Here is a 19,074-nt window from a genome sequence, read left to right on the forward strand (position 1 = left end):
CCTTCGGCGGCGCGCGTGGCCGCACCGATGTGCCGAAGATCGTCGACTGGTACATGGAAGGTAAAATCCAGATCGATCCGATGATCACCCACACCATGCCGCTCGACGACATCAACAAGGGTTTTGAGCTCATGCATTCGGGTGAAAGCATTCGTAGCGTCGTGCTGTATTGAGGCAGAAAGCGACCTCGCTGGAAGTTTTTTGGCAGTCCGAACGACGGATAAGCCGATGACCACCGTTCAAGAAGGACGCCGGCCTCGTGATGGGGTCGGCGGCTTGAACACGAATGGCCTTCAGGCAAAAGGATATGCCCATGACCAGCAAGCTGCTCAGTGCGACCGCCGCTGCTCTTTTCGCCCTATCTTCCGCAACCATCGTCTTCGCTCAAACGACGACACCCGCAACGCCAGCTCCCGCCACGACCTCTTCCACCTCGACGCCGTCTTCGGCCATGCCGTCGAAGGATGAGATCAAGACGGCGCGGCAAGCCTGCCGGCAGGATGCAACGGGGCAGGGCCTCAAGGGCGACGCACGCAAGGACGCAGTCAAAAGCTGCCTGCAGCAGAAGTATCCGGTCCTGGCGAAACGCAAGACCTGTCATGACGAAGGCACCGCCAAAGGTCTGGAAAAGAAAGCATTGCGCGATTACGTCAAGCAGTGCATCACCGCGAGCTGAGCATCGGCCCGCGATCATGGATCCGAACCGGACCCATCACACAACGACAGTCCGCTCCACGGGGCGGACTACGTGCCTTGCACAATCGCCGTACGTCTTGCGCGGCCCCTTTTCCTCAAGCGCAAGCCTCCTTATCTCCTTGGCAAGGATATAAATTTCAGGGTGCGGCGTGCTTTTCCATCCAGACAGGCTTTCATTCGGCATAGTCCTGCCGGCGCAAACCAGAACTGCCGCCGACATAGAGTTCGATGCTCAGCTCGGCATTGCGGGCCAAGCCGATAAATTGGGCTTCGATGCGCTGTGGGTGAGGGATGTTCCCCTTAACAGCGACAGCTATCCTGATCCGATCGGACATGCCGATCCCTGGGTCTTCCTCGGAGCTCTAGCCGCTTCCACATCCAGGATCACCCTGGCGACGGGCGCAATCGTGCTGCCTTTGCGGCATCCGCTCCATATCGCCAAGGCAGTGCTGTCCATCGCCTCTCTGTCGAAAGGCCGGTTCGTCCTCGGTCTCGGCTCGGGAGACCGGCCGAGCGAATATGATGTTTTCGGAGAGGATATTGGAAACCGTAAAGCGCTCTTTCAATCGCATTGGGAGCGCCTCGCCGTTGCGCTTGGCCCGGATCAGAAGGTCGTCGATGAAGGCGGTCGCGTGCGGAAAGAGTTCGCCATAAGACCTGTGCTGCAACAACCGTCCATTCCCATGGTGGCTGTGGGTTCATCGTCGCAATCGCTCGAATGGATCGCCCGCCGCGCGTCAGCCTGGATGACCTACTACCGACCGCTATCCATTCAGAAAGACCGGTTGGCGCTTTGGCACAATGCCCGGGCTAAGATCACCGCCGATTTTCGCGGCTTTGGTCAGTCCATGGTCCTGGATCTGCTCGATAACCCTCAGGCCTCTTATGAGGAAATCAATCTCGGCGGCAGAACCGGCAGGCGAGGGTTGATCGAAGCCTTGTCGGCGATGCGTGAAGCGGGCATTCATCATGTCGCCTTCAATCTGATCGCGCAGGGACGGCCGCTAGGGGAAACCATGGAAGAGATCGCCGCGGATATTCTGCCGGCCATGCGATAGCTTCAACAAATTGCCCTCGGTGACAGCACCGCGGAAATCATATTCCGCGGAACCCTGGCTTTTGCAGCCTTTGCTACCTATCTTTCCGCTGCAACCAAAAAGGGCTGATTTTGCTTCTCGAAATTTCTATCGTCATTGTCCTCACCCTCCTGAACGGCGTGCTTGCCATGTCGGAATTGGCAATCGTCTCATCCCGTCCTGCCCGCCTGAAAGTGCTTTCCGACCAAGGCAGCAGAGGCGCGACTATGGCGATGAGGCTCGCGGAAGAACCGGGCCGCTTCCTTTCAACAGTGCAGATCGGCATCACGCTCGTCGGCGTCCTGTCCGGCGCGTTCTCAGGCGCCACACTCGGCGCTCGGCTGTCGGGCTGGCTTGCCGAGCAGGGTCTTTCTGTTGCAGCCGCCGACGCCATCGGCGTCGGTTCCGTCGTGGTCGCCATTACCTATCTGTCACTGATCATCGGTGAACTCGTGCCGAAGCAGGTCGCTCTGCGGGCGCCGGAAGCGGTCGCCAGCAAGGTTGCGCCGGCCATGGTGTTTCTTTCCCGGGCCGCAGCGCCGCTCGTCTGGTTGCTCGACATCTCAGGAAGGCTGGTTCTGAGTGCGCTCGGCCAATCCGGTAAGGCCGCGGATGGTGTCAGCGATGAGGAAATCAAGACGGTTCTGGCGGAAGCCCAAAGCGCCGGCGTCATTGCGACGGAAGAGCAGGCGATGATCTCGGGCGTCATGCGATTGGCCGACCGCACCGCAAGAGCATTGATGACACCGCGTCGCGACGTGGAGGTCATCGATATCGAGGACGGTTTCGACGAGGTCCGCGAACAGCTTCGCCGCACCGAAAAGGCACGGCTGCCGCTGCGCAAGGACAGCTCCGATGAAATCGTCGGCGTGCTGACAACCAGGGACTTCTTCGATGCCCTGGTTTCCGGCGGGCAAGCCGACATTCTCAAGCTTGCCAAACAGGTCCCGATCGTTTCGGACCTTTCCAGCGCCCTTGACGTGGTCAAGGCGCTGCGTCGCTCTTCCTCGCATATGGTGCTCGTCTACGACGAATACGGCCACTTCGAAGGTGTCATCACATCGGGCGATATCCTCGAAGCCATCCTCGGAGCCGTTCAGGAGGAAACCGATGTCGGCGGCGAGCAGGCTCTCGTCCGCCGTCACGATGGCAGCTATCTCGTATCCGGCTGGATGCCCATCGACGAGTTTGCCGATTTCATGAACCTGCAGATCGAGGATGATCGTGACTACCAAACAGTTGCAGGTTTCGTGCTGCAGGAGCTGCGCCATCTTCCGGATGTGGGCGAAAGCTTCTCGAAGGGCGGCTGGCGCTTCGAGGTCGTGGATCTTGACGGCCGCAGGATCGACAAGCTGCTGGTAAGCGCGGACGCCGCCGCTCGCGAAGCCGATCACTGAAACTCATCTGAAAGACGGCCCATCGTTTCGTAGCGGATATGCCGGCATCGGATCGGTTTCAAAATTGCCCGCACTCAAGTGTTGAAGCAGCCTTGGTTAGCAGTAACCGAGTATGGCAAGGATCGACTTGGGAGACGCTACCGTGAAGTGTGCGGTATCGCGGCAGTGACGGCAGAGCGCATGTGAATCCGTGCCATAGACTTGCTTTGCGAGCTTTCCGCTCTGCCGCTCCATGGCGTCGGTAACTTGGACCGCCGCTTCGGCATATGTCAAAGGATCCTTCTCCAGACGCTGGTCCTGCCAAGCCGTTTCAACGAGGTTCATATCGACTGCTTGCCTCGCACGGATATGGTCGTCAGCGCATTTGGGCGGGACTGTATCACCTCTGCTAAAGCCCATCATTTCCGAAGCAATGCGACAGGCAAGGTCCTCGACAGCGACCAGCTTGGTCGTCAGGTCGCCGATCAGCGCAGGTCTGGTCCGCGCTAGCGTATCACCGCACGCGGTAAACACGTCGACGCGCACACGCTGGTTTGGCTCCACAAGCTGGATGGCCAGCTTGCCTGTTGGACGATCTGGGTGCGCATGGCTAATCATGAATGCTGAGGCGAGGGTCGACGGCAATGCCTCGAACGCCGACACGACAATATCGATATCGTTGAAAGCGCGCCGACGGCCGAGGCCAGAGCCAAGACTTGGCTCCAATGCTATTCCTCCGGTGATGGCGTAATCCAGACCGCAGGTGTTCAATTTCTGGAGCACAGCAATGACCCGTTGGGCATCAGCCGCCTCCAAGAACTGATCAAGTTGCATTGTCATTTCCGAATCACTTCGCGGCGCAACACGCCATTCGCTGAGGGCGGAATGCGAGGCTCCCATATCTCGAAGCAAACGCAATGGGCAAAAGCTACGCTTTATCCCGAAGAACCGCAGTTTGATGAAATACCTTTCGCCCCAGCAGACAGGTCACATGGCTTATGTTCCATAATATAGATTATCTGATACTTGCATGTAGCCGGGCAGATTCCATTTTCAAATGCAACGAAGACAATAATGGCCATGATTTGAGGAGGATGGAATGGCCCGCTCTTTTGTGCAGTTGAGTATTCGTCGAGCGCAAGGTTCAGATCAAGGAGTCCGCCAGTCCGCACGTCGCGGCGGCCGCTATACTGCCTCAATGTCCATCCCGAGCAACGTCGTCTTTGGGGACCGTATCCACCAAGTTCTTTCGATGGAAGATGAAGAGCCCGGCAACGACGATAATCGCAGAACCGATAACAATCTGCGTGTCGGGAATATCGCCGAAGAAAACGAAGCCCAGCACGATTGCCCAGACCAGCAGGCTGTATTGGAGCGGAGCAAGCAGCGAAGCTGGAGCAAGCTTCAGGGATCGGGTTATCAGCATATGGGCGCTGCCGGCGACGATGCCGAGGGCAAGCATGGCGCCGAAATCGAGCGCGGATGCGGGACGCCAGTCGCCAATGCTGAGCACCAATCCCGCAATGAGCGCACCGACCGTCTGCCATGCGACGAGGGTCGCATCCCGCGTCTGCCGCAGCCGTCGCCCGAGCACGAGCGTCAAAGCGAATGCGAGGCTGCCGCCAAGGCCGAAAAGCGATGGCCAGGAAAACATTGCCGCAGAAGGTCGCAGCGCGATCAACACGCCGATAAAGCCGACGAAAACCGCCAGCCAGCGCCGCCAGCCGATCTTTTCATTGAGAAAGAAATGCGAGATCGCCGCCACATAAATGGGGCCAGCCATATAGAAGGTCATGACATCGGCCAGCGGCAGATAGGCGACAGCGGCGTAAAAGAGAGCAACATCGAGCGTTGTCATGCCGACACGCAGAAGCTGCAGCGGCGGCCGTTCGAGGCGAAAAAGTGCGTCGCTGCCCTGCCGCGCGATCATCGGCGCCAGAATAATGAACGAACCGAACGAGCGGATCACCAGAATCTGGCCGACGGAGAAGCTCGCAACCAGCCACTTACCCATGGCATCGTTCAGCGAAAACAGGAAGTCGCCGAGAAGCATCATCAGCATGCCGGCAAGCACAAGATTGCCGCTTGTTACGGCTTTGCCCACGCGCATACTATTTTATCCTTGCGAATCCTGCGTTTCCACCACCTGCGCTTTAGCCGGTTTTGCCCCCTACCCGCAATGACATTCATCGCCGACGGATCATCCCGGAACATCCAGCATCTGCGCACTCATTGGGGCGCGCGCTCCTGTAAAACTTGAGCGGATGTTTATAAATTCGGTTATATGATAACGTTTACGTGAACAGGTGAACCAAACTCGCCAGCGAGGACGGTCGATATGCCTATATGCTTTTATTCTTGCAGAATTACCTGCCGATATAGTCCGCTTGCCGGGTGAGAGAACATACATGATGCAGCCGCCCGATGGATCGTCAGAGCCTACGCACCGAGATCAAGATGTTGAGGATGAGCAGGTCCGCGAGCCGTTTGAATTGCTTCAGGCCCGATATCTGTCTCTCGCCGAGCGTTACGAATGGCTCGAGGCGATGATCAACTACGTGCCGGACTATATCTATGCCAAGGACAGGAACGGCCGGTTCCTTTTTGCCAACATGGCGATCGTCCTCAACAACGGCTTCACGCATGTCGACGAACTGATCGGCCTTACCGACGCCGAAATTCACCCGATGGCCGATGCCCACAAGATCGAAGAAGTCGAACAGCAGGTGATGGAGAGCGGCAAGGCCGATCTCGGCGTCGAAGAGCGGCGCCTCAAGGGCGAAGGCTGGCTCATGATGTCGCGGGTGCCGTTGCGCGATAGAAACGGCAATATCATCGGCGTCGTCGGAGCATCCCGCGATATTTCCGCCCGAAAACGGGCGGAAAAATTGATGAGCGCTCAGACGAAACTTCTGCAGGATGTGGCGCGCGGCGTTGATCTTGATGTGTTTCTCGAGGATGCCCAGACCCTTCTTGAGGGCTTGCTGAATGGCAGACAGGTCCGTTTCGTTCTCGACGGCGAGCAGACCAAGCCTCTTGCCGGCGACACCCTGGAGTTTCCTATTTTCTCTCGGGATGGTGGCCGGCATGGAGCCCTGGTGACGGTGCAAACCGATGGCGACGAGGCTGGACTTATGGAATTCTTCGCCGGCATAGCGCAGACCGTTGGAATAGCCATCGATCGCCATCGGGACATCGCTCACATCGCCTATCTGGCCGAACATGATGCGCTCACCGGCCTGCCCAACCGCATGTTGCTCGACCGCAAGCTCAGCGCCCTGCTGGAAACGGCGTCACGAAAAAGAAAATCTCTGGCCGTTGCCTTTGTCGACCTGGACAATTTCAAGCTGGTGAACGACACCCTTGGCCACGCCGCCGGCGACGAATTGCTGACGGTGGTTGCGCAGCGCATATCGACCCATGTCGGCGCTCGCGGCATCGTTTCTCGGATTGGTGGCGACGAATTCATCATCGTTCTCGAAGAGAACTCTGAGCCGATATGCGAGAGGCTCGCGACGGTTCTGGCAGACATATCCAAGCCGATGACCGTACAAGGGGTCGAAATCCGCGTGGGCTGCAGCATTGGCGTGGCTTGCGCCGTGGAGCATGGCAAGACGGCTTCGGAACTCTTCGCGAATGCCGATATGGCGCTTTATCGTGCCAAGGAAGCGGGGCGCAACGCCATTCGCCTGTTCACGCCGGCGATGGCGGAGGAGGCCCGCAACAAGCTGACCCGTATCGAAGAATTGCGGCGCGCCGTGGAGCGGGACGAATTCGTGCTCCACTATCAGCCGCAAAAGGAAGTACGCAGCGGCAAGATCATTGGCGTCGAGGCCCTCGTCCGGTGGCAGCACCCTGCCGAAGGCTTGCTGCTTCCAGGCGCCTTCATTCCGCTCGCCGAGGAGACGGGACTTATCGTCGCGCTCGGCGAAATCGTTCTGCGCAGAGCCTGTCAGCAAGCGCGGCTGTGGCAGGATCGCGGCCTGCCCGCATTGCGTATGGGCGTCAACGTGTCAGCTCGGCAGTTCCTGGAAAGTTCGCTGACGAACCAGGTCGCATCGGCATTGCAATCCGCTCATCTCGATCCGCAATGGCTCGAGCTCGAACTGACGGAAAGCTTGATCATGCGTGACATCGAAGGAGCCATCGAGCGGATGCAAGAACTAAAGAAGCTGGGAGTCAGCCTCGCGATGGACGATTTCGGCACAGGATATTCAAGCCTGAGCACCCTCAGGCGCTTTCCACTTTCCCGGTTGAAGATCGATAGATCGTTCATCGCCGATATTCCGGAAAAGCCCGGCGATATGGCCATTACCTCCGCCATCGTATCGCTTGGCAGAACACTTGATCTGGAAGTCGTAGCGGAAGGCGTCGAGACCGAGGAGCAGGCCCGTTTTCTGGAAGGCGCCGGATGCGAATTGCTTCAGGGCTATCTGTTCGCCCGGCCCCTTCCCTCCTCCGAAATCGAAAGCCTGATTGCCGGAACCGCTGCGAAAGCAGTGTAGATATTCGCTCGAGAAGGGCTTGATGCTTGCCGCATGCGGACGCGTCTCAAGGAAATGTCACGATCTCTATCCAGTTCGCACCGGCATTGACCGGATATCGCCCTACCAGGCCGAGACCGCCATCGGCCTGGTCGATGGCATAGACCGACAGCCTGTCGGACTTCTCGCCGGATGCGACAAGAAACAGGCCCGATGGATCGATGCGGATACCGCGCGGCTGCTGCTCGGTCGGATAGTTTGTGATGTAGGTCAGTCTTCCATTGCCTGCGTCGACGCGGAAGAGGGCAATCCGGCTGGTGGTTCTCTCTGTCGTATAAAGAAATTTGCCGTTCGGTGTGATGCCGATATCTGCGGCCCAGACCTTCGGCTTGCCGTTGTCGGCGACGGCCGGCGCAGGCGCACCGGATATCGCCGGACCAGGCGGCGCGATGCCCGGTGACAGTCCGGCAATCTCAGGAACGGAAACAACACTTTCGATCTCGCTCAAGGTGCCGGTATCGGTATCGAGCGCATAGTGGATGACATGGCCGGTCAGTTCGGTCAGGACGTACACCGCCTTGTTATCGGGGGAGATAGCGATATGCCGCGGACCAAAGCCGGCGCCAGTCTCAACCTGCATCGGATCGTTCGGCTTCAGTATCCCGGTCTCGGCGTCGAGAGTGAATTGCTGCACGGCATCTGAGCCGAGATTGGTGACAAAGACATATTTGCCTGTCCGGTCACTGACGATCGAATGGGCATTGCGCCCGGTTGCGATTACTTGCTGTGCCTGCGCGGTGACCAGCCCGTTCTTGTCAATCAGCAGCACGGCGATTTTGCTGCCGCCATAGGAAGCAGCGAATAGAAGCCCACCTGTCGGATCGAGGGAGATGTAGGCCATGCTGTCGGGCAGAGCGGCGACGGCCTCCTGCCTTAGCCTGCCGCTTTCGGGGTCAATCGTCAGCGTCAGTACCCGGTAAGGCTGCTCGCGAATGACGGCATAGAGATGCCGCCGGTCCGGACTGACGGCCATCGGCATGACCATCGGCCCAACATCAATGCCGGATATTGGGGTAAGCGTGCCCGTCGCCCCATCCATCCTGTATGCATCGATCGTTCCGGCAACTGCCGCCGAGACATAGACGAATGCGCGAGACACACTGGAAGACGTCTGAACCACTAATCACCTCGCCCGAGCACCGAGCGTAACCGCCGATGATCGCTTAATATCATATGACATAATATGACCATGGCAATGCGTCGAGCATTATTGCGCCTGCAGTTCGGCCAAAAGGCGATAGCGCCGCTGGCTCGCCAGCATGTGTGCTCGCATCGCCTGACGCGCTCGCTCCGGGTCTTGATCGGCAATCGCCGTCAGGATTTCCGCATGCTCGGCATGGACCTTCTCCAAATAGGCGCGATCATTCGCTTCAGGCAATGTCGGAAACTGTCCGCGCGGAATGGTTCGGGCGCCGAAATGCCGGAGCACATCGACATAGAAGCGGTTGTTCGTAGCAGCCGCTATCGCCATGTGGAATTCATAATCCGCTTCGACGGTCGATAGCCCCTGCTCCATCAGCAGTGCCATCTTGCGGTTGGCGGCTGCAATTGCTGCCTCCTGTTCAGCCGTTCTGCGATAGGCGGCGATTGCCGCCGCCTCGCCTTCCGCAGCCATGCGGAATTCCAGCAATTCCAGCGTCTCGGGGATGTTTTTGACCTCGACAGGCGTCAGTAGCAGGCCGGATCGCGCCGACGTTTCGGAAACGAATACCCCCTTGCCCTGAACGGGCTTGACGAGGCCTGCGGCACGAAGATCGGCAATCGCCTCACGCACCACGGTACGGCTGACATCGAAGGCCGCTTCCAGCTGCGGTTCCGTCGGAAGCTGGTCGCCTGCCTGAAGCTTGCCGGACTCGATCTGCGTGCGCAATTCATCGATGACCCTTTGGGCCAGCCTTTGCCTTGCCCGGGCATTTGTTGTCATTCCCGATCCCCGATTCCGACTGCTCATCCGCAGCCGCTTCATATAATCAGCGTTAAGTCATGATACGAATAGTCTTAACATGGGACGCATCGAATGCAATCGGGGCAGGCAGGCAATTAGATTTCCCAGTCGGAGGTATATGCTCTGGCTCTCAAGCCCGATGACAACTCCAGCTTGACCTCGATCGTTTTCTTCAGCCGTGCCGCAAGCGCGTCGGAAAGGGTGGCGCCATCAATCCAATCCCTCTCCGTGGCATAGACGACATAGGGATTGATCACGCATTTGAAATCGAGCATCAGCGACATGGCGAGACTGCCATATGCCATATAGCTATGCGGGAGCCCACCGGAACAGACGAAGGTGACGATCTGATCGAACCAGGCCGATTTTCGTCCGCCCTCGCCCGTCGCACCGGTAAGCTCGATCAGGCTCTTGGCAGCGCTGCCGACCGACCAATTGTAAATGGGCACAGCAAGCAGCACACCATCCGCATCGCGAATTGCACGATACAGCCTGTCGTAGGAAGGATGCTGATAGCAGTTCAAGTTGTCGAATACAGGCAGCTCGAGATCCTGAAGATCGATAAACTCAACCTCAGCCCCTCTCTCTCGCAATAGATTTTCTGCCTCACGGCCCATGCGGCGGCTCCGGCTTTCCGGATCCATGCTGCAGGAGAGAATGGTGATTTTCGATGGATGCATCTCTGCCTGCTCCGCTGCCAGAGGCACTACGTGAAACCGCTCTGTATCTTAGGATTAAGCGGATTCTCCCCGTCCACAACGAATTTTTTTCTGTGCATCGCTGCAGTCCATCGATGCCGCCTACACAGCATCCCGTCAAAACGGCATTTTATCAAGCCGACCCATTTGCCGCATCCGCACTAAATAATCCATTTTATTACAAATACGTACCGGGCCATCCTCAAGTGAATTCTCCTCGTGATTGTAACTACCGTATCCGCAATCGCATGATTTCCGCATAACCATATTGACATTTGTCGAAAGCGTTTCGAATATTGTCAAACCATGGCAAGCAACCTCCGACGGTGACGTCGTGACTCGCTACGGCATCCGGAATGGGGAGAGGAAAGTGGAATTCCTGCTTGAAGTAGAGGGGCTAAAGAAGTCCTTTGGCGGCGTCGCTGCATTGCGCGATGGGCGCTTTCAGCTGCGTCCCGGCTCCGTCCACGCCTTGTGCGGCGGCAACGGTGCGGGCAAGTCGACGTTCCTCAAGATCCTGATGGGCATTCACAAGCGCGATGCCGGCTCCATTCGCCGCCGCGGCAAGGATGTGGACTACGCAAGCCCTGCCGAAGCGCTGGCCGCTGGCATTGCCATCATCGAGCAGGAGCTCAGCCCCATCCCGCACATGACGGTTGCGGAGAACATCTATCTCGGCCGCGAGCCATCGGCGCGCTTTGGCGGCATCAATTTCAAGACAATGAATCGTAATGCGCAAGCGCTCCTCGACCGGCTGCAGTTCAATATCCGCGCCACGCAATTCATGATGAACCTCTCGGTCGCGCAAGTTCAGCTGGTCGAGATCGCCAAGGCGCTCAGCCACGATGCCGAAGTGATCTTCATGGACGAGCCCACCTCGGCGATCGGCGAGAAGGAAGCGCAGCAGCTGTTTGCGACCATCGAGCGGCTGAAGGCTGAAGGCAAAGGCGTTGTCTACGTCTCGCACCGCCTGTCCGAAATCTTCCAGATCGCCGATTCCTACACGGCCTTTCGGGATGGGTCCTATGTCGGCAGCGGCGCGCTTGCCAACATCGACCGGCCGGGCCTCATCCGCCTGATCGTCGGCCGCGAACTTGGCGAGGAATACATCAAGACCAACGTCCCGACGGCAACGCCGGGGCTGGAAGTCGCCGGCCTCACAGCAGAAGGCAAAGTCAGCGACATCTCGTTTACCGCTCACAAGGGGGAGATTTTCGGCATTTATGGCCTGATGGGATCCGGCCGGACCGAGATCTTCAACTGCATCTTCGGCGTCGATGCCGTCAGCAGCGGCCAGATCAAGCTTGCCGGTGAGCCCATAACCGTACGCAAACCGGCCGAAGCCATGCAGCATGGCATCGCCTTCGTCACCGAAGATCGCAAGCTGACCGGCCTCAACCTGATCGATAGCGTTCGCAACAACATCTGCCTTGCGAGCCTGCCCGAAATGAGCCCGCATTTTTCGATGGATCGCCGGGCCGAGACCAGTGCCAGCCGGGACATGATCCAGCGCTTCGGCATCAAGGCAGCGCGTGACAGCATGCCCGTCTCCGGTCTTTCGGGCGGCAATCAGCAGAAGGTCGTTCTCGGCAAGTGGTTCCTGCGCAAGCCGAACGTGCTGCTGCTCGATGAGCCGACGCGTGGCGTCGATGTCGGCGCCAAGCGGGAGATCTATCGCATCATCTGCGATTTCGCCGCCGAAGGCGGCACGGTGATCATGATCTCATCCGAAATAGACGAGGTTCTCGGCATGTCGGACCGCATCCTGGTGATGCGCCAGGGGCGCTCCGCCGGAATTCTCAAGAGGGAGGAGGCCGACGCGCAATCGCTCGTGCATCTGTCGACCTGAATGCGGCAGACCACGAAGCGCAAAAGAACGCGTCCGGCAACAAGAGGTATTTGCAATGTCCGCCACTGACAACAATCCGTCCAATTCCTGGTTCGGCTCGGACCGGCGCCGATTGATCATTCAGGAATACGGGATCTTTCTCGCTTTCCTGCTGCTCGCTGCTGTCCTCTCATTCTCGAATGAGTATTTTCTGACGGCCGGCAATATTTCCAACGTGCTGCTGCAGACTTCGATCAACGGCGTGCTGGCGATCGGCATGACATTTGTCATCCTGACCCGCGGTATCGATCTCTCCGTCGGCTCCGTGGTTGCACTGACCGGCATCGTCAGCGCGAGCTTCGCAACGACGTCGGCGACGGCCGGCATCGTCGGCGCACCTTATCCGCCCTATGTCGCGCTCGCCGTCGGCCTGCTCGTCGGTGTCGCCTGCGGCGCCGTGGTCGGCCTCATCGTCTCGCGCTTTGCCGTCCCTGCCTTCGTCGCGACGCTCGGCATGCTCTCTGCCGCCCGTGGCCTGACGCTGATCTATGGCGGCGGCAAGCCGGTTCCGGCTCTCACCCCTGATTTTCGCTGGATCGGTACTGGCAGCGTGCTCTCCGTCCCGATGCCGGTTATCCTGCTTGCCATTGCCTTCATCATCGCGTGGTGGGTCCTGAACCGTACCCGCTTCGGCCGCTATATCTATGCTGTCGGCGGCAATCCGCATGCCGCCGTTACCTCCGGTATCAACGTCAGCAAACTGCGCTTCCTCGTTTACGTCATTTCCGGCGGCCTCTCCGGTCTGGCAGGCATGATCCTTGCCGCCCGCACCGGCTCCGCCCTGCCACAGGCCGGCATCGCCTACGAGTTGGACGCGATTGCAGCCGTCGTCATTGGCGGCACCAGCCTTTCCGGCGGCGTCGGCCGCATCACGGGCACACTGATCGGCGCGCTGATCATCGGCGTTATGAACAACGGCCTCGATCTCATGGGCATCCAGTCCTACTACCAGCAGGTCCTCAAGGGCGCGCTCATCGTCGGCGCCGTGATGCTCGACCAAAAGAGAAACCTGGGCGGCTGAGCCCGAAGAACATTCCAGTGTTCGTACTCGGAAAACCAAACGGCGCGTCAAGGCGACGGCCGGACTTTCAACGGAGGAGACTTATAATGAAGAAATTATTGATTGCTCTTGTTGCAGCGACAGCGATTCTGGCGTCACCTGCCCTCGCCCAGGACAAGAAGCTGAAAATTGGCGCGGCACCCTACGGCCTGAATGCCGAATTCATGCAGATCTGGTCGGCAGCGCTGAAGGAACACCCCGCCGTCAAGAATGGCGATGTCGATCTGACCATCTTCGACGGCCGCTATGACGCGCTCGTGCAGCAGGAGCAGGTCAACACGATGATCACGCAGAAGTTCGACGCGATCATCTTCGTGCCGATCGATATCGAAGCTGCAGCAACCGCCGTACAGGCCGCCCATGACGCCGGCATCCCCGTCGTCGGCTCGAACACCCGCGTCAACTCCGACCTGCTGACCGCCTACGTCGGTTCCGACGACACGATCTCCGGCTACATGGAAGCCAAGACCGTCCTCGACAAGATTGGCTGCAAGGGCAACGTCGTCATCCTCGAAGGCCCGATCGGTCAGTCCGCTCAGATCTCGCGCCTCGAAGGCAACAAGAAGGCGCTTGCCGAGTGCCCGAATGTGAAGGTGCTGGAAGACCAGACCGCCAACTGGTCGCGTGCCGAAGCCCAAACCCTGATGGAAAACTGGCTGACGTCTCATCCCGGCCAGATCAACGGCGTCATCGGCCAGAACGACGAGATGGCGCTCGGCGCGATCGAAGCGATCAAGGCTGCCAAACTTAACGTCAAGGACTTCGCCATTGCCGGCATTGACGGCATCACCGATGCGCTCCATGCCGTCAAGGCCGGTACGATGACCTCGATCCTGCAGGACGCCAGCGCGCAGGCCCAGGGCGCCCTCGATCTCGCAATCTTTGCCGCCAAGAAAGGCAACTACAAGCCGGAATCCAAGATCTGGGAACAGTATCCGGCCATGCCGTTCAACGATGGCAAGGACAAGAACTACAATGTTCCGTGGACCCCGGTAACGGCCGAGAACGTCGACAAGCTGCTCGAAACCCGCAAGTAAGACCAATGTGGCGGGGCGAACCATCGCCTCGCCACACCCCGAAAACAGAGGCTTGAAAAAGATGACCGAGACATCCCCAGACATTGATTTGAACTTCCCGCTTTCAGGCAAGACGGCGCTTGTCACAGGCGGCGGCTCCGGCATCGGTGCCGCGGTCGCTGCTGCATTCGCCGCCAAGGGCGCGAAGGTCGCGGTTCTCGATATCAATGTCGACTTGGCGAAGGCAAAGGCATCGGAAATCGGCGGCGGCGCTGAAGCATTCGTCTGCGACGTGTCCGATCCGGCCTCGGTCAACAAGGCCGTCAGCGATGTCGTATCGCATTTCGGCAGCGTCGATATCGCCGTCAACAGCGCCGGCGTCGTCTTCCTTGCTCCCGCCGAGGATCTGCCGCTCGATTATTGGGACAAGACGATCAACATCAATCTCAAGGGCACCTTCCTGGTCACACAGGCTGTCGGTCGCGCGATGATCGCCGCCGGCAAGGGCGGCAAGATCGTCAACCTCGCCTCGCAGGCCGGCACGGTCGCCATTGAAGAGCATGTCGCATACTGCGCCTCCAAGTTCGGCGTGATCGGCATGTCCAAGACCTTTGCCGCCGAATGGGGCAAACACGGCATCAACGTCAACACCATCTCGCCCACCATCGTGCTGACCGAGCTCGGCAAGAAGGCCTGGGCCGGCGAGAAAGGCGAGGCCGCCAAGAAGCGCATCCCGACGGGCCGTTTCGCCTTCCCGCAGGAGATTGCAGCCGCAGCTGTTTTCCTCTCCTCGTCCGGCGCGGACATGATCAACGGCGCCGATCTGCTGATCGACGGCGGCTACACCATTCTTTGAGCGCAAGCGCTCGACAATTTCGACAGGAGAGACCATGCAGCGGTTCATCAACAATCCCGATGAAGTCGTTGAAGATACTGTAAAAGGCTTCATCAAGGCGCATTCGGACATCGTCCGTCTGGCAGACAATCCGCGCGTCGTCGTCGCCAAGGATGCGCCGTATGCCGGCAAGGTCGGCGTGGTCACCGGCGGTGGCTCCGGCCATGAGCCGGCCTTCATCGGCTATACCGGCAAGAACATGCTGGATGCGGTCGCAGTCGGCGAGCTCTTTTCGTCGCCGACGGCCAAGAGCTTCCACGACGCCATACGTGAAGCTAACGGCGGCCGTGGTGTTATCTGCCTTTACGGCAACTATGCCGGCGACAACATGAACGTGAAGATGGCGACGAAGCTTGCCGCCAAGGACGGCATCGAAGTCGCGACCGTCGTCGCCAACGACGATGTCTGCTCGGCACCACCGGAGGAGCGCGAGAAGCGCCGTGGTGTGGCCGGCGAAATCTTCATGTGGAAGATCGGCGGTGCCAAGGCTTCCAAGGGTGCAAGCCTTGAGGAAGTCCGTGTGACCGCGCAAAGGGCGATCGACAATTGCCGCTCCGTCGGTATCGGCCTTGGTCCCTGCACCCTGCCCGCCGTTGGTCACCCGAATTTCCGGATCGAGCCCGGCACGATGGAAGTCGGCATTGGCCATCACGGCGAACCCGGCGTTCGCGTCGAGCCGCTGAAGACTGCAGCCGAGATTGCCGAGGACATGTGCCAGATCGTGCTCGACGATCATAATCTGGCCTCCGGCACGGAAGTGGCCGTCCTCGTATCGGGCCTCGGCGCGACACCGGTCAACGAGCTCTACATCCTCAATGACACGATCGAGACGAAGATCTCCGAACGGGGATTGAAGATCTACAAGACCTATATCGGCAACTACTTCACGTCGCTCGAAATGGTCGGCGCGACACTGACCGTGATGGCACTCGACGAGGAGCTGAAAGAGCTCCTGGACGTCGAGGTCGAGTGCACGACGCTGCTCTGAGGGGGGACGCACGCATGCAGACATTCAACAATGCAACATCGGGCGATATCGTCTTGGCGCTGGCTGACCGCATCGTCGAGAACCGCGCCTATCTCAGCGCGATCGACGGCAAGATCGGCGACGGCGACCATGGCGTCAACATGGCCAAGGGCTTCGGCATGGCCGCGGAACGCCTGAAGGGCAAGAGCCAGTCGCTGTCAGCCTCGCTCGATACGCTGGGCACGGTTCTGATGACCGAGATCGGCGGCTCCATGGGCCCGCTCTACGGCGTCATGTTCACCGAGATTGCCGAAAAGCTCGACGGCATCGATGCGATCGATAGCGCAGCCTATGGCAAGGCACTGCATGCCGGGCTCGAAGGTATCCAGTCGATCGGCTCGGCCAAGGTCGGCGACAAGACGCTTCTGGACACGCTGGTTCCGGCGATCGAGGCCTTCGATGCTGCGAATGTAGCTGGCAAGTCCTTTGCCGAGGCGCTCGAGGCTTTGGTCGCCGCCGCCGAGACTGGCCGAGATTCGACGCTCAATCTTGTGGCCAAGATCGGCCGCGCTAGCCGGCTGGGCGAGCGCTCGCTCGGCGTTCTCGACGCTGGTGCGACCTCCTGCGCCATCATCCTGAAGGAACTTTCCCTCGGCGCTCGCGCACGACTGCAATAGCAGGGCTCTCCCAAGGCTGCGCGACCCCGTGCTCCACCACGGGGTCGCGCGCCGCCCCTCCTCAAGAAGAAGCATTTGCAAACATGCGTCATTGCTTTCATCTTCAGGCGAAAACGGGAAACAGTGAATCATCATGACAGGCAAGGCATCTTCGGTCGGCAAGAATAGTGCAAGCAAGGCGGGCGTGCCTGACGCAACCGACAGCATGCCGCTGCGCTATGGCGACGACCCTTACGTTTGGGCCTGCTGGCTCTATTATGAAGATGGCAAGACCCAGGGCGACATCGCCGAGATCATGGGCATTTCGCGGGCGACCGTGAATAGCTATCTCGCCGATGCCCGCAGCCGCGGCATCGTCAATATCTCGCTCGAGCCATCCCGCCTGAGCTCGCTCTCAATCGCACAGGAACTCAAGCGCCATTTCGGCCTGCACGACTGTCTCGTGGTGCCCAGCGACGATGGTTCGCGGCCGCTGATCGACCGCCTTGGGACCGCTGGCGCGCAGGCCATCGCCCGCTTGCTGAAATCCGGCGACACGCTTGCCGTCGCCTGGGGCCGAACGGTTCTCGCGGTCGCGGAGCAGGCCAATGTGCCGAACCTGCAGGATGTTACCATCGTCCAGGCAACCGGTGGCACCCGTGCACTCTTTGCCTACACGCCGGAACTCTGTGCCAGTGCCTTTGCCGATGTGACAGGCGGCAGGTTGATCAACATCACGGCCCCTGCGATCGTTTCGGCGCCTGAGGTTCGGGAGATCTTGTTGCGCGAACCATTGGTCGAGGATCAGTTTGCCACGCTTTCTAAAGCCAACAAGGCCATCTTCGGCGTGGCGTCGCTGCGACCGAACTCGACGGTTCACAGCAGCGGTTTCTTCGAGTCCGTCTCCCTCCAGGATTATCTGGCCAAGAATGCCGTCGGTGTTCTTGCCGGCCGTTTCATCGACGCCAAGGGGCTGCCGGTTGCAGGGCCGCTCGACGAGCGCACCATCGGCATATCCCTCGACATGCTGAAATCCATCGGGCTACGCATCGCCGTCGCCGGCGGCTTCGACAAGGTGCCCGCAATTCTCGCCGCCCTGCGCGGCGGCTATATCAACGTGCTGATTACCGATGCAGCCACCGGGCGCGGCATTCTGAATGCCGATGGCGTCACCGAATTCGATCAGAAAGCCCAGCAGCGTCCGAGAACGGACAACAGCATTGCCCTGCCCAGCAGCTATCGAACGCATATCAAGAAATTCCTCAACAATCCCGACGATGTCGTCGACGAGATGCTCGAAGGCATCGTCAAGGCACATGCCTCGCATATCGTGCCGATCAAGGGATCGAACCGCGCGCTGATGGCGCGAACCGGCCCGAGGCCGGGCAAGGTCGGCCTGGTGATCGGCGGCGGCACCGGCCACGAGCCTTGCTTTCTTGGCTATGTCGGCAAGGGGCTTGCCGATGCCGTCGCCATCGGCAACATCTTTTCCTCGCCTCCGCCAACCCCGATCCTCGAATGCGCCAAGGCCTCCTCCGGCGGCGAAGGCGTGCTCTTTGTCTATGGCAATTATGCCGGCGACGTCATGAACTTCGAGATGGCCGCCGAAATGGCGCAGGAGCACCAGATCGACGTTCGCACGGTGCTGACCACAGACGATATCTCCTCCTCTCCGATCGAGGATCGCGAGGGACGACGCGGCGTTGCCGGCAATTTCTTCATCTTCAAGATCGCAGGCGCTGCCTGCGACAAGGGCCTGTCACTCGATGCTTGCGAATCAGTGACACGCAAGGCCAATGACCGGACGTTCACCATGGGCGTTGCGCTCGAGCCCTGTTCCCTGCCGCAAACCCGACGCCATAACTTCGAAATCGGGCCTGACGATATCGAATTCGGCATGGGCATTCACGGCGAACGCGGCGTGACCCGCGAGAAGATGATGAGCGCCGACGAGATCACCGACCGGGTGATGGACCGGATATTCTCCGAAATGAAGCCGGTTGCAGGCGATCGGGTGGCCGTGCTCATCAACTCCTTCGGCGCGACGCCGCTGATGGAACTCTACATCCTGTTCCGCCGCGTCGAACAGAGGCTGAGCGCCAAGGACATCAAGATCGAGGCAAACTGGGTGGGACATTATTGCACGTCGCTGGACATGGTCGGTGCATCCATATCCATCCTGCATCTCGATCAGGAATTGACCGAAATGCTGAACCATCCGTGCGACACCTTCGCGCTGAAGGTCGGATAAAGCTAT

16 protein-coding genes and 1 pseudogene are annotated in these 19,074 nt (G+C 59.4%); 12 read left to right on the forward strand and 5 right to left on the reverse strand.

Annotated features, from left to right (window positions below; all coding sequences use genetic code 11):
- The 4 genes and pseudogenes from JJQ51_RS29535 to JJQ51_RS29550 all read left to right on the forward strand — a co-directional run.
- Positions 1-173, forward strand: a pseudogene (locus JJQ51_RS29535) (S-(hydroxymethyl)glutathione dehydrogenase); the annotation flags it as partial.
- Between the two features lie 140 nt (positions 174-313).
- The gene (locus JJQ51_RS29540) at positions 314-676 is read left to right on the forward strand and encodes a PsiF family protein (RefSeq protein ID WP_113352487.1); all 363 of its coding nucleotides are present in this window, start codon (positions 314-316) and stop codon (positions 674-676) included.
- Between the two features lie 169 nt (positions 677-845).
- On the forward strand, positions 846-1,754 hold the full coding sequence (locus JJQ51_RS29545; RefSeq protein ID WP_113352397.1) for a TIGR03571 family LLM class oxidoreductase: 909 nt from the start codon (positions 846-848) through the stop codon (positions 1,752-1,754).
- A 110-nt stretch (positions 1,755-1,864) separates the two neighbouring features.
- Positions 1,865-3,169 carry a hemolysin family protein gene (locus JJQ51_RS29550; protein ID WP_113352398.1) on the forward strand — a complete coding sequence of 435 codons (1,305 nt, stop codon included), beginning with the start codon at positions 1,865-1,867 and terminating at the stop codon, positions 3,167-3,169.
- A 96-nt stretch (positions 3,170-3,265) separates the two neighbouring features.
- Here JJQ51_RS29550 and JJQ51_RS29555 read toward each other — a convergent pair whose 3' ends face one another.
- Positions 3,266-3,982, reverse strand: coding sequence for a hypothetical protein (locus tag JJQ51_RS29555; RefSeq protein ID WP_113352399.1), 717 nt, complete (start codon positions 3,980-3,982; stop codon positions 3,266-3,268).
- A 361-nt stretch (positions 3,983-4,343) separates the two neighbouring features.
- Positions 4,344-5,258 (reverse strand): DMT family transporter, encoded by a 915-nt coding sequence (locus tag JJQ51_RS29560; protein WP_113352400.1) that lies wholly within the window; start codon positions 5,256-5,258, stop codon positions 4,344-4,346.
- A 382-nt stretch (positions 5,259-5,640) separates the two neighbouring features.
- Here JJQ51_RS29560 and JJQ51_RS29565 point away from each other — a divergent pair, with 382 nt between their 5' ends.
- Positions 5,641-7,653 (forward strand): putative bifunctional diguanylate cyclase/phosphodiesterase, encoded by a 2,013-nt coding sequence (locus JJQ51_RS29565; protein ID WP_233788664.1) that lies wholly within the window; start codon positions 5,641-5,643, stop codon positions 7,651-7,653.
- A 46-nt stretch (positions 7,654-7,699) separates the two neighbouring features.
- On the opposite strand, the gene JJQ51_RS29570 is transcribed toward JJQ51_RS29565, so the two are convergent.
- From JJQ51_RS29570 to JJQ51_RS29580, 3 genes are all read right to left on the reverse strand, one after another.
- The gene (locus JJQ51_RS29570) at positions 7,700-8,812 is read right to left on the reverse strand and encodes a lactonase family protein (RefSeq protein WP_113352402.1); all 1,113 of its coding nucleotides are present in this window, start codon (positions 8,810-8,812) and stop codon (positions 7,700-7,702) included.
- A gap of 87 nt (positions 8,813-8,899) precedes the next feature.
- The gene (locus tag JJQ51_RS29575) at positions 8,900-9,616 is read right to left on the reverse strand and encodes a FadR/GntR family transcriptional regulator (RefSeq protein WP_113352403.1); all 717 of its coding nucleotides are present in this window, start codon (positions 9,614-9,616) and stop codon (positions 8,900-8,902) included.
- 116 nt (positions 9,617-9,732) lie between these two features.
- The gene (locus JJQ51_RS29580; RefSeq protein WP_113332770.1) at positions 9,733-10,317 is read right to left on the reverse strand and encodes an NADPH-dependent FMN reductase; all 585 of its coding nucleotides are present in this window, start codon (positions 10,315-10,317) and stop codon (positions 9,733-9,735) included.
- 388 nt (positions 10,318-10,705) lie between these two features.
- On the opposite strand from JJQ51_RS29580, the gene JJQ51_RS29585 reads away from it, so the two are divergent.
- The 7 genes from JJQ51_RS29585 (at position 10,706) to JJQ51_RS29615 (ending at position 19,068) form a co-directional block, all read left to right on the forward strand.
- Entirely contained in the window at positions 10,706-12,184 is a 1,479-nt protein-coding gene (locus JJQ51_RS29585; RefSeq protein WP_113332771.1) for a sugar ABC transporter ATP-binding protein, read from the forward strand.
- Positions 12,185-12,239: 55 nt separating this feature from the next.
- A complete protein-coding gene (locus JJQ51_RS29590) occupies positions 12,240-13,244 on the forward strand; it encodes an ABC transporter permease (RefSeq protein WP_113352404.1) in 1,005 nt (334 codons plus the stop codon).
- Between the two features lie 86 nt (positions 13,245-13,330).
- Complete coding sequence (locus JJQ51_RS29595; protein ID WP_113332773.1) at positions 13,331-14,320, forward strand: substrate-binding domain-containing protein; 990 nt, start codon at positions 13,331-13,333, stop codon at positions 14,318-14,320.
- A 61-nt stretch (positions 14,321-14,381) separates the two neighbouring features.
- The gene (locus JJQ51_RS29600; RefSeq protein ID WP_113352405.1) at positions 14,382-15,155 is read left to right on the forward strand and encodes an SDR family oxidoreductase; all 774 of its coding nucleotides are present in this window, start codon (positions 14,382-14,384) and stop codon (positions 15,153-15,155) included.
- Positions 15,156-15,189: 34 nt separating this feature from the next.
- Positions 15,190-16,182 (forward strand): dihydroxyacetone kinase subunit DhaK, encoded by a 993-nt coding sequence (locus tag JJQ51_RS29605; protein WP_113352406.1) that lies wholly within the window; start codon positions 15,190-15,192, stop codon positions 16,180-16,182.
- A 14-nt stretch (positions 16,183-16,196) separates the two neighbouring features.
- Complete coding sequence (gene dhaL, locus JJQ51_RS29610; protein WP_113352407.1) at positions 16,197-16,838, forward strand: dihydroxyacetone kinase subunit DhaL; 642 nt, start codon at positions 16,197-16,199, stop codon at positions 16,836-16,838.
- Between the two features lie 133 nt (positions 16,839-16,971).
- Complete coding sequence (locus JJQ51_RS29615; protein WP_113352408.1) at positions 16,972-19,068, forward strand: bifunctional sugar-binding transcriptional regulator/dihydroxyacetone kinase subunit DhaK; 2,097 nt, start codon at positions 16,972-16,974, stop codon at positions 19,066-19,068.
- Positions 19,069-19,074 lie beyond the last annotated feature (6 nt).

Origin of the sequence: Rhizobium sp. AG207R (assembly GCF_027109195.1) — a bacterium.
GTDB classification, from domain to species: Bacteria; Pseudomonadota; Alphaproteobacteria; order Rhizobiales; family Rhizobiaceae; genus Rhizobium; species Rhizobium dioscoreae.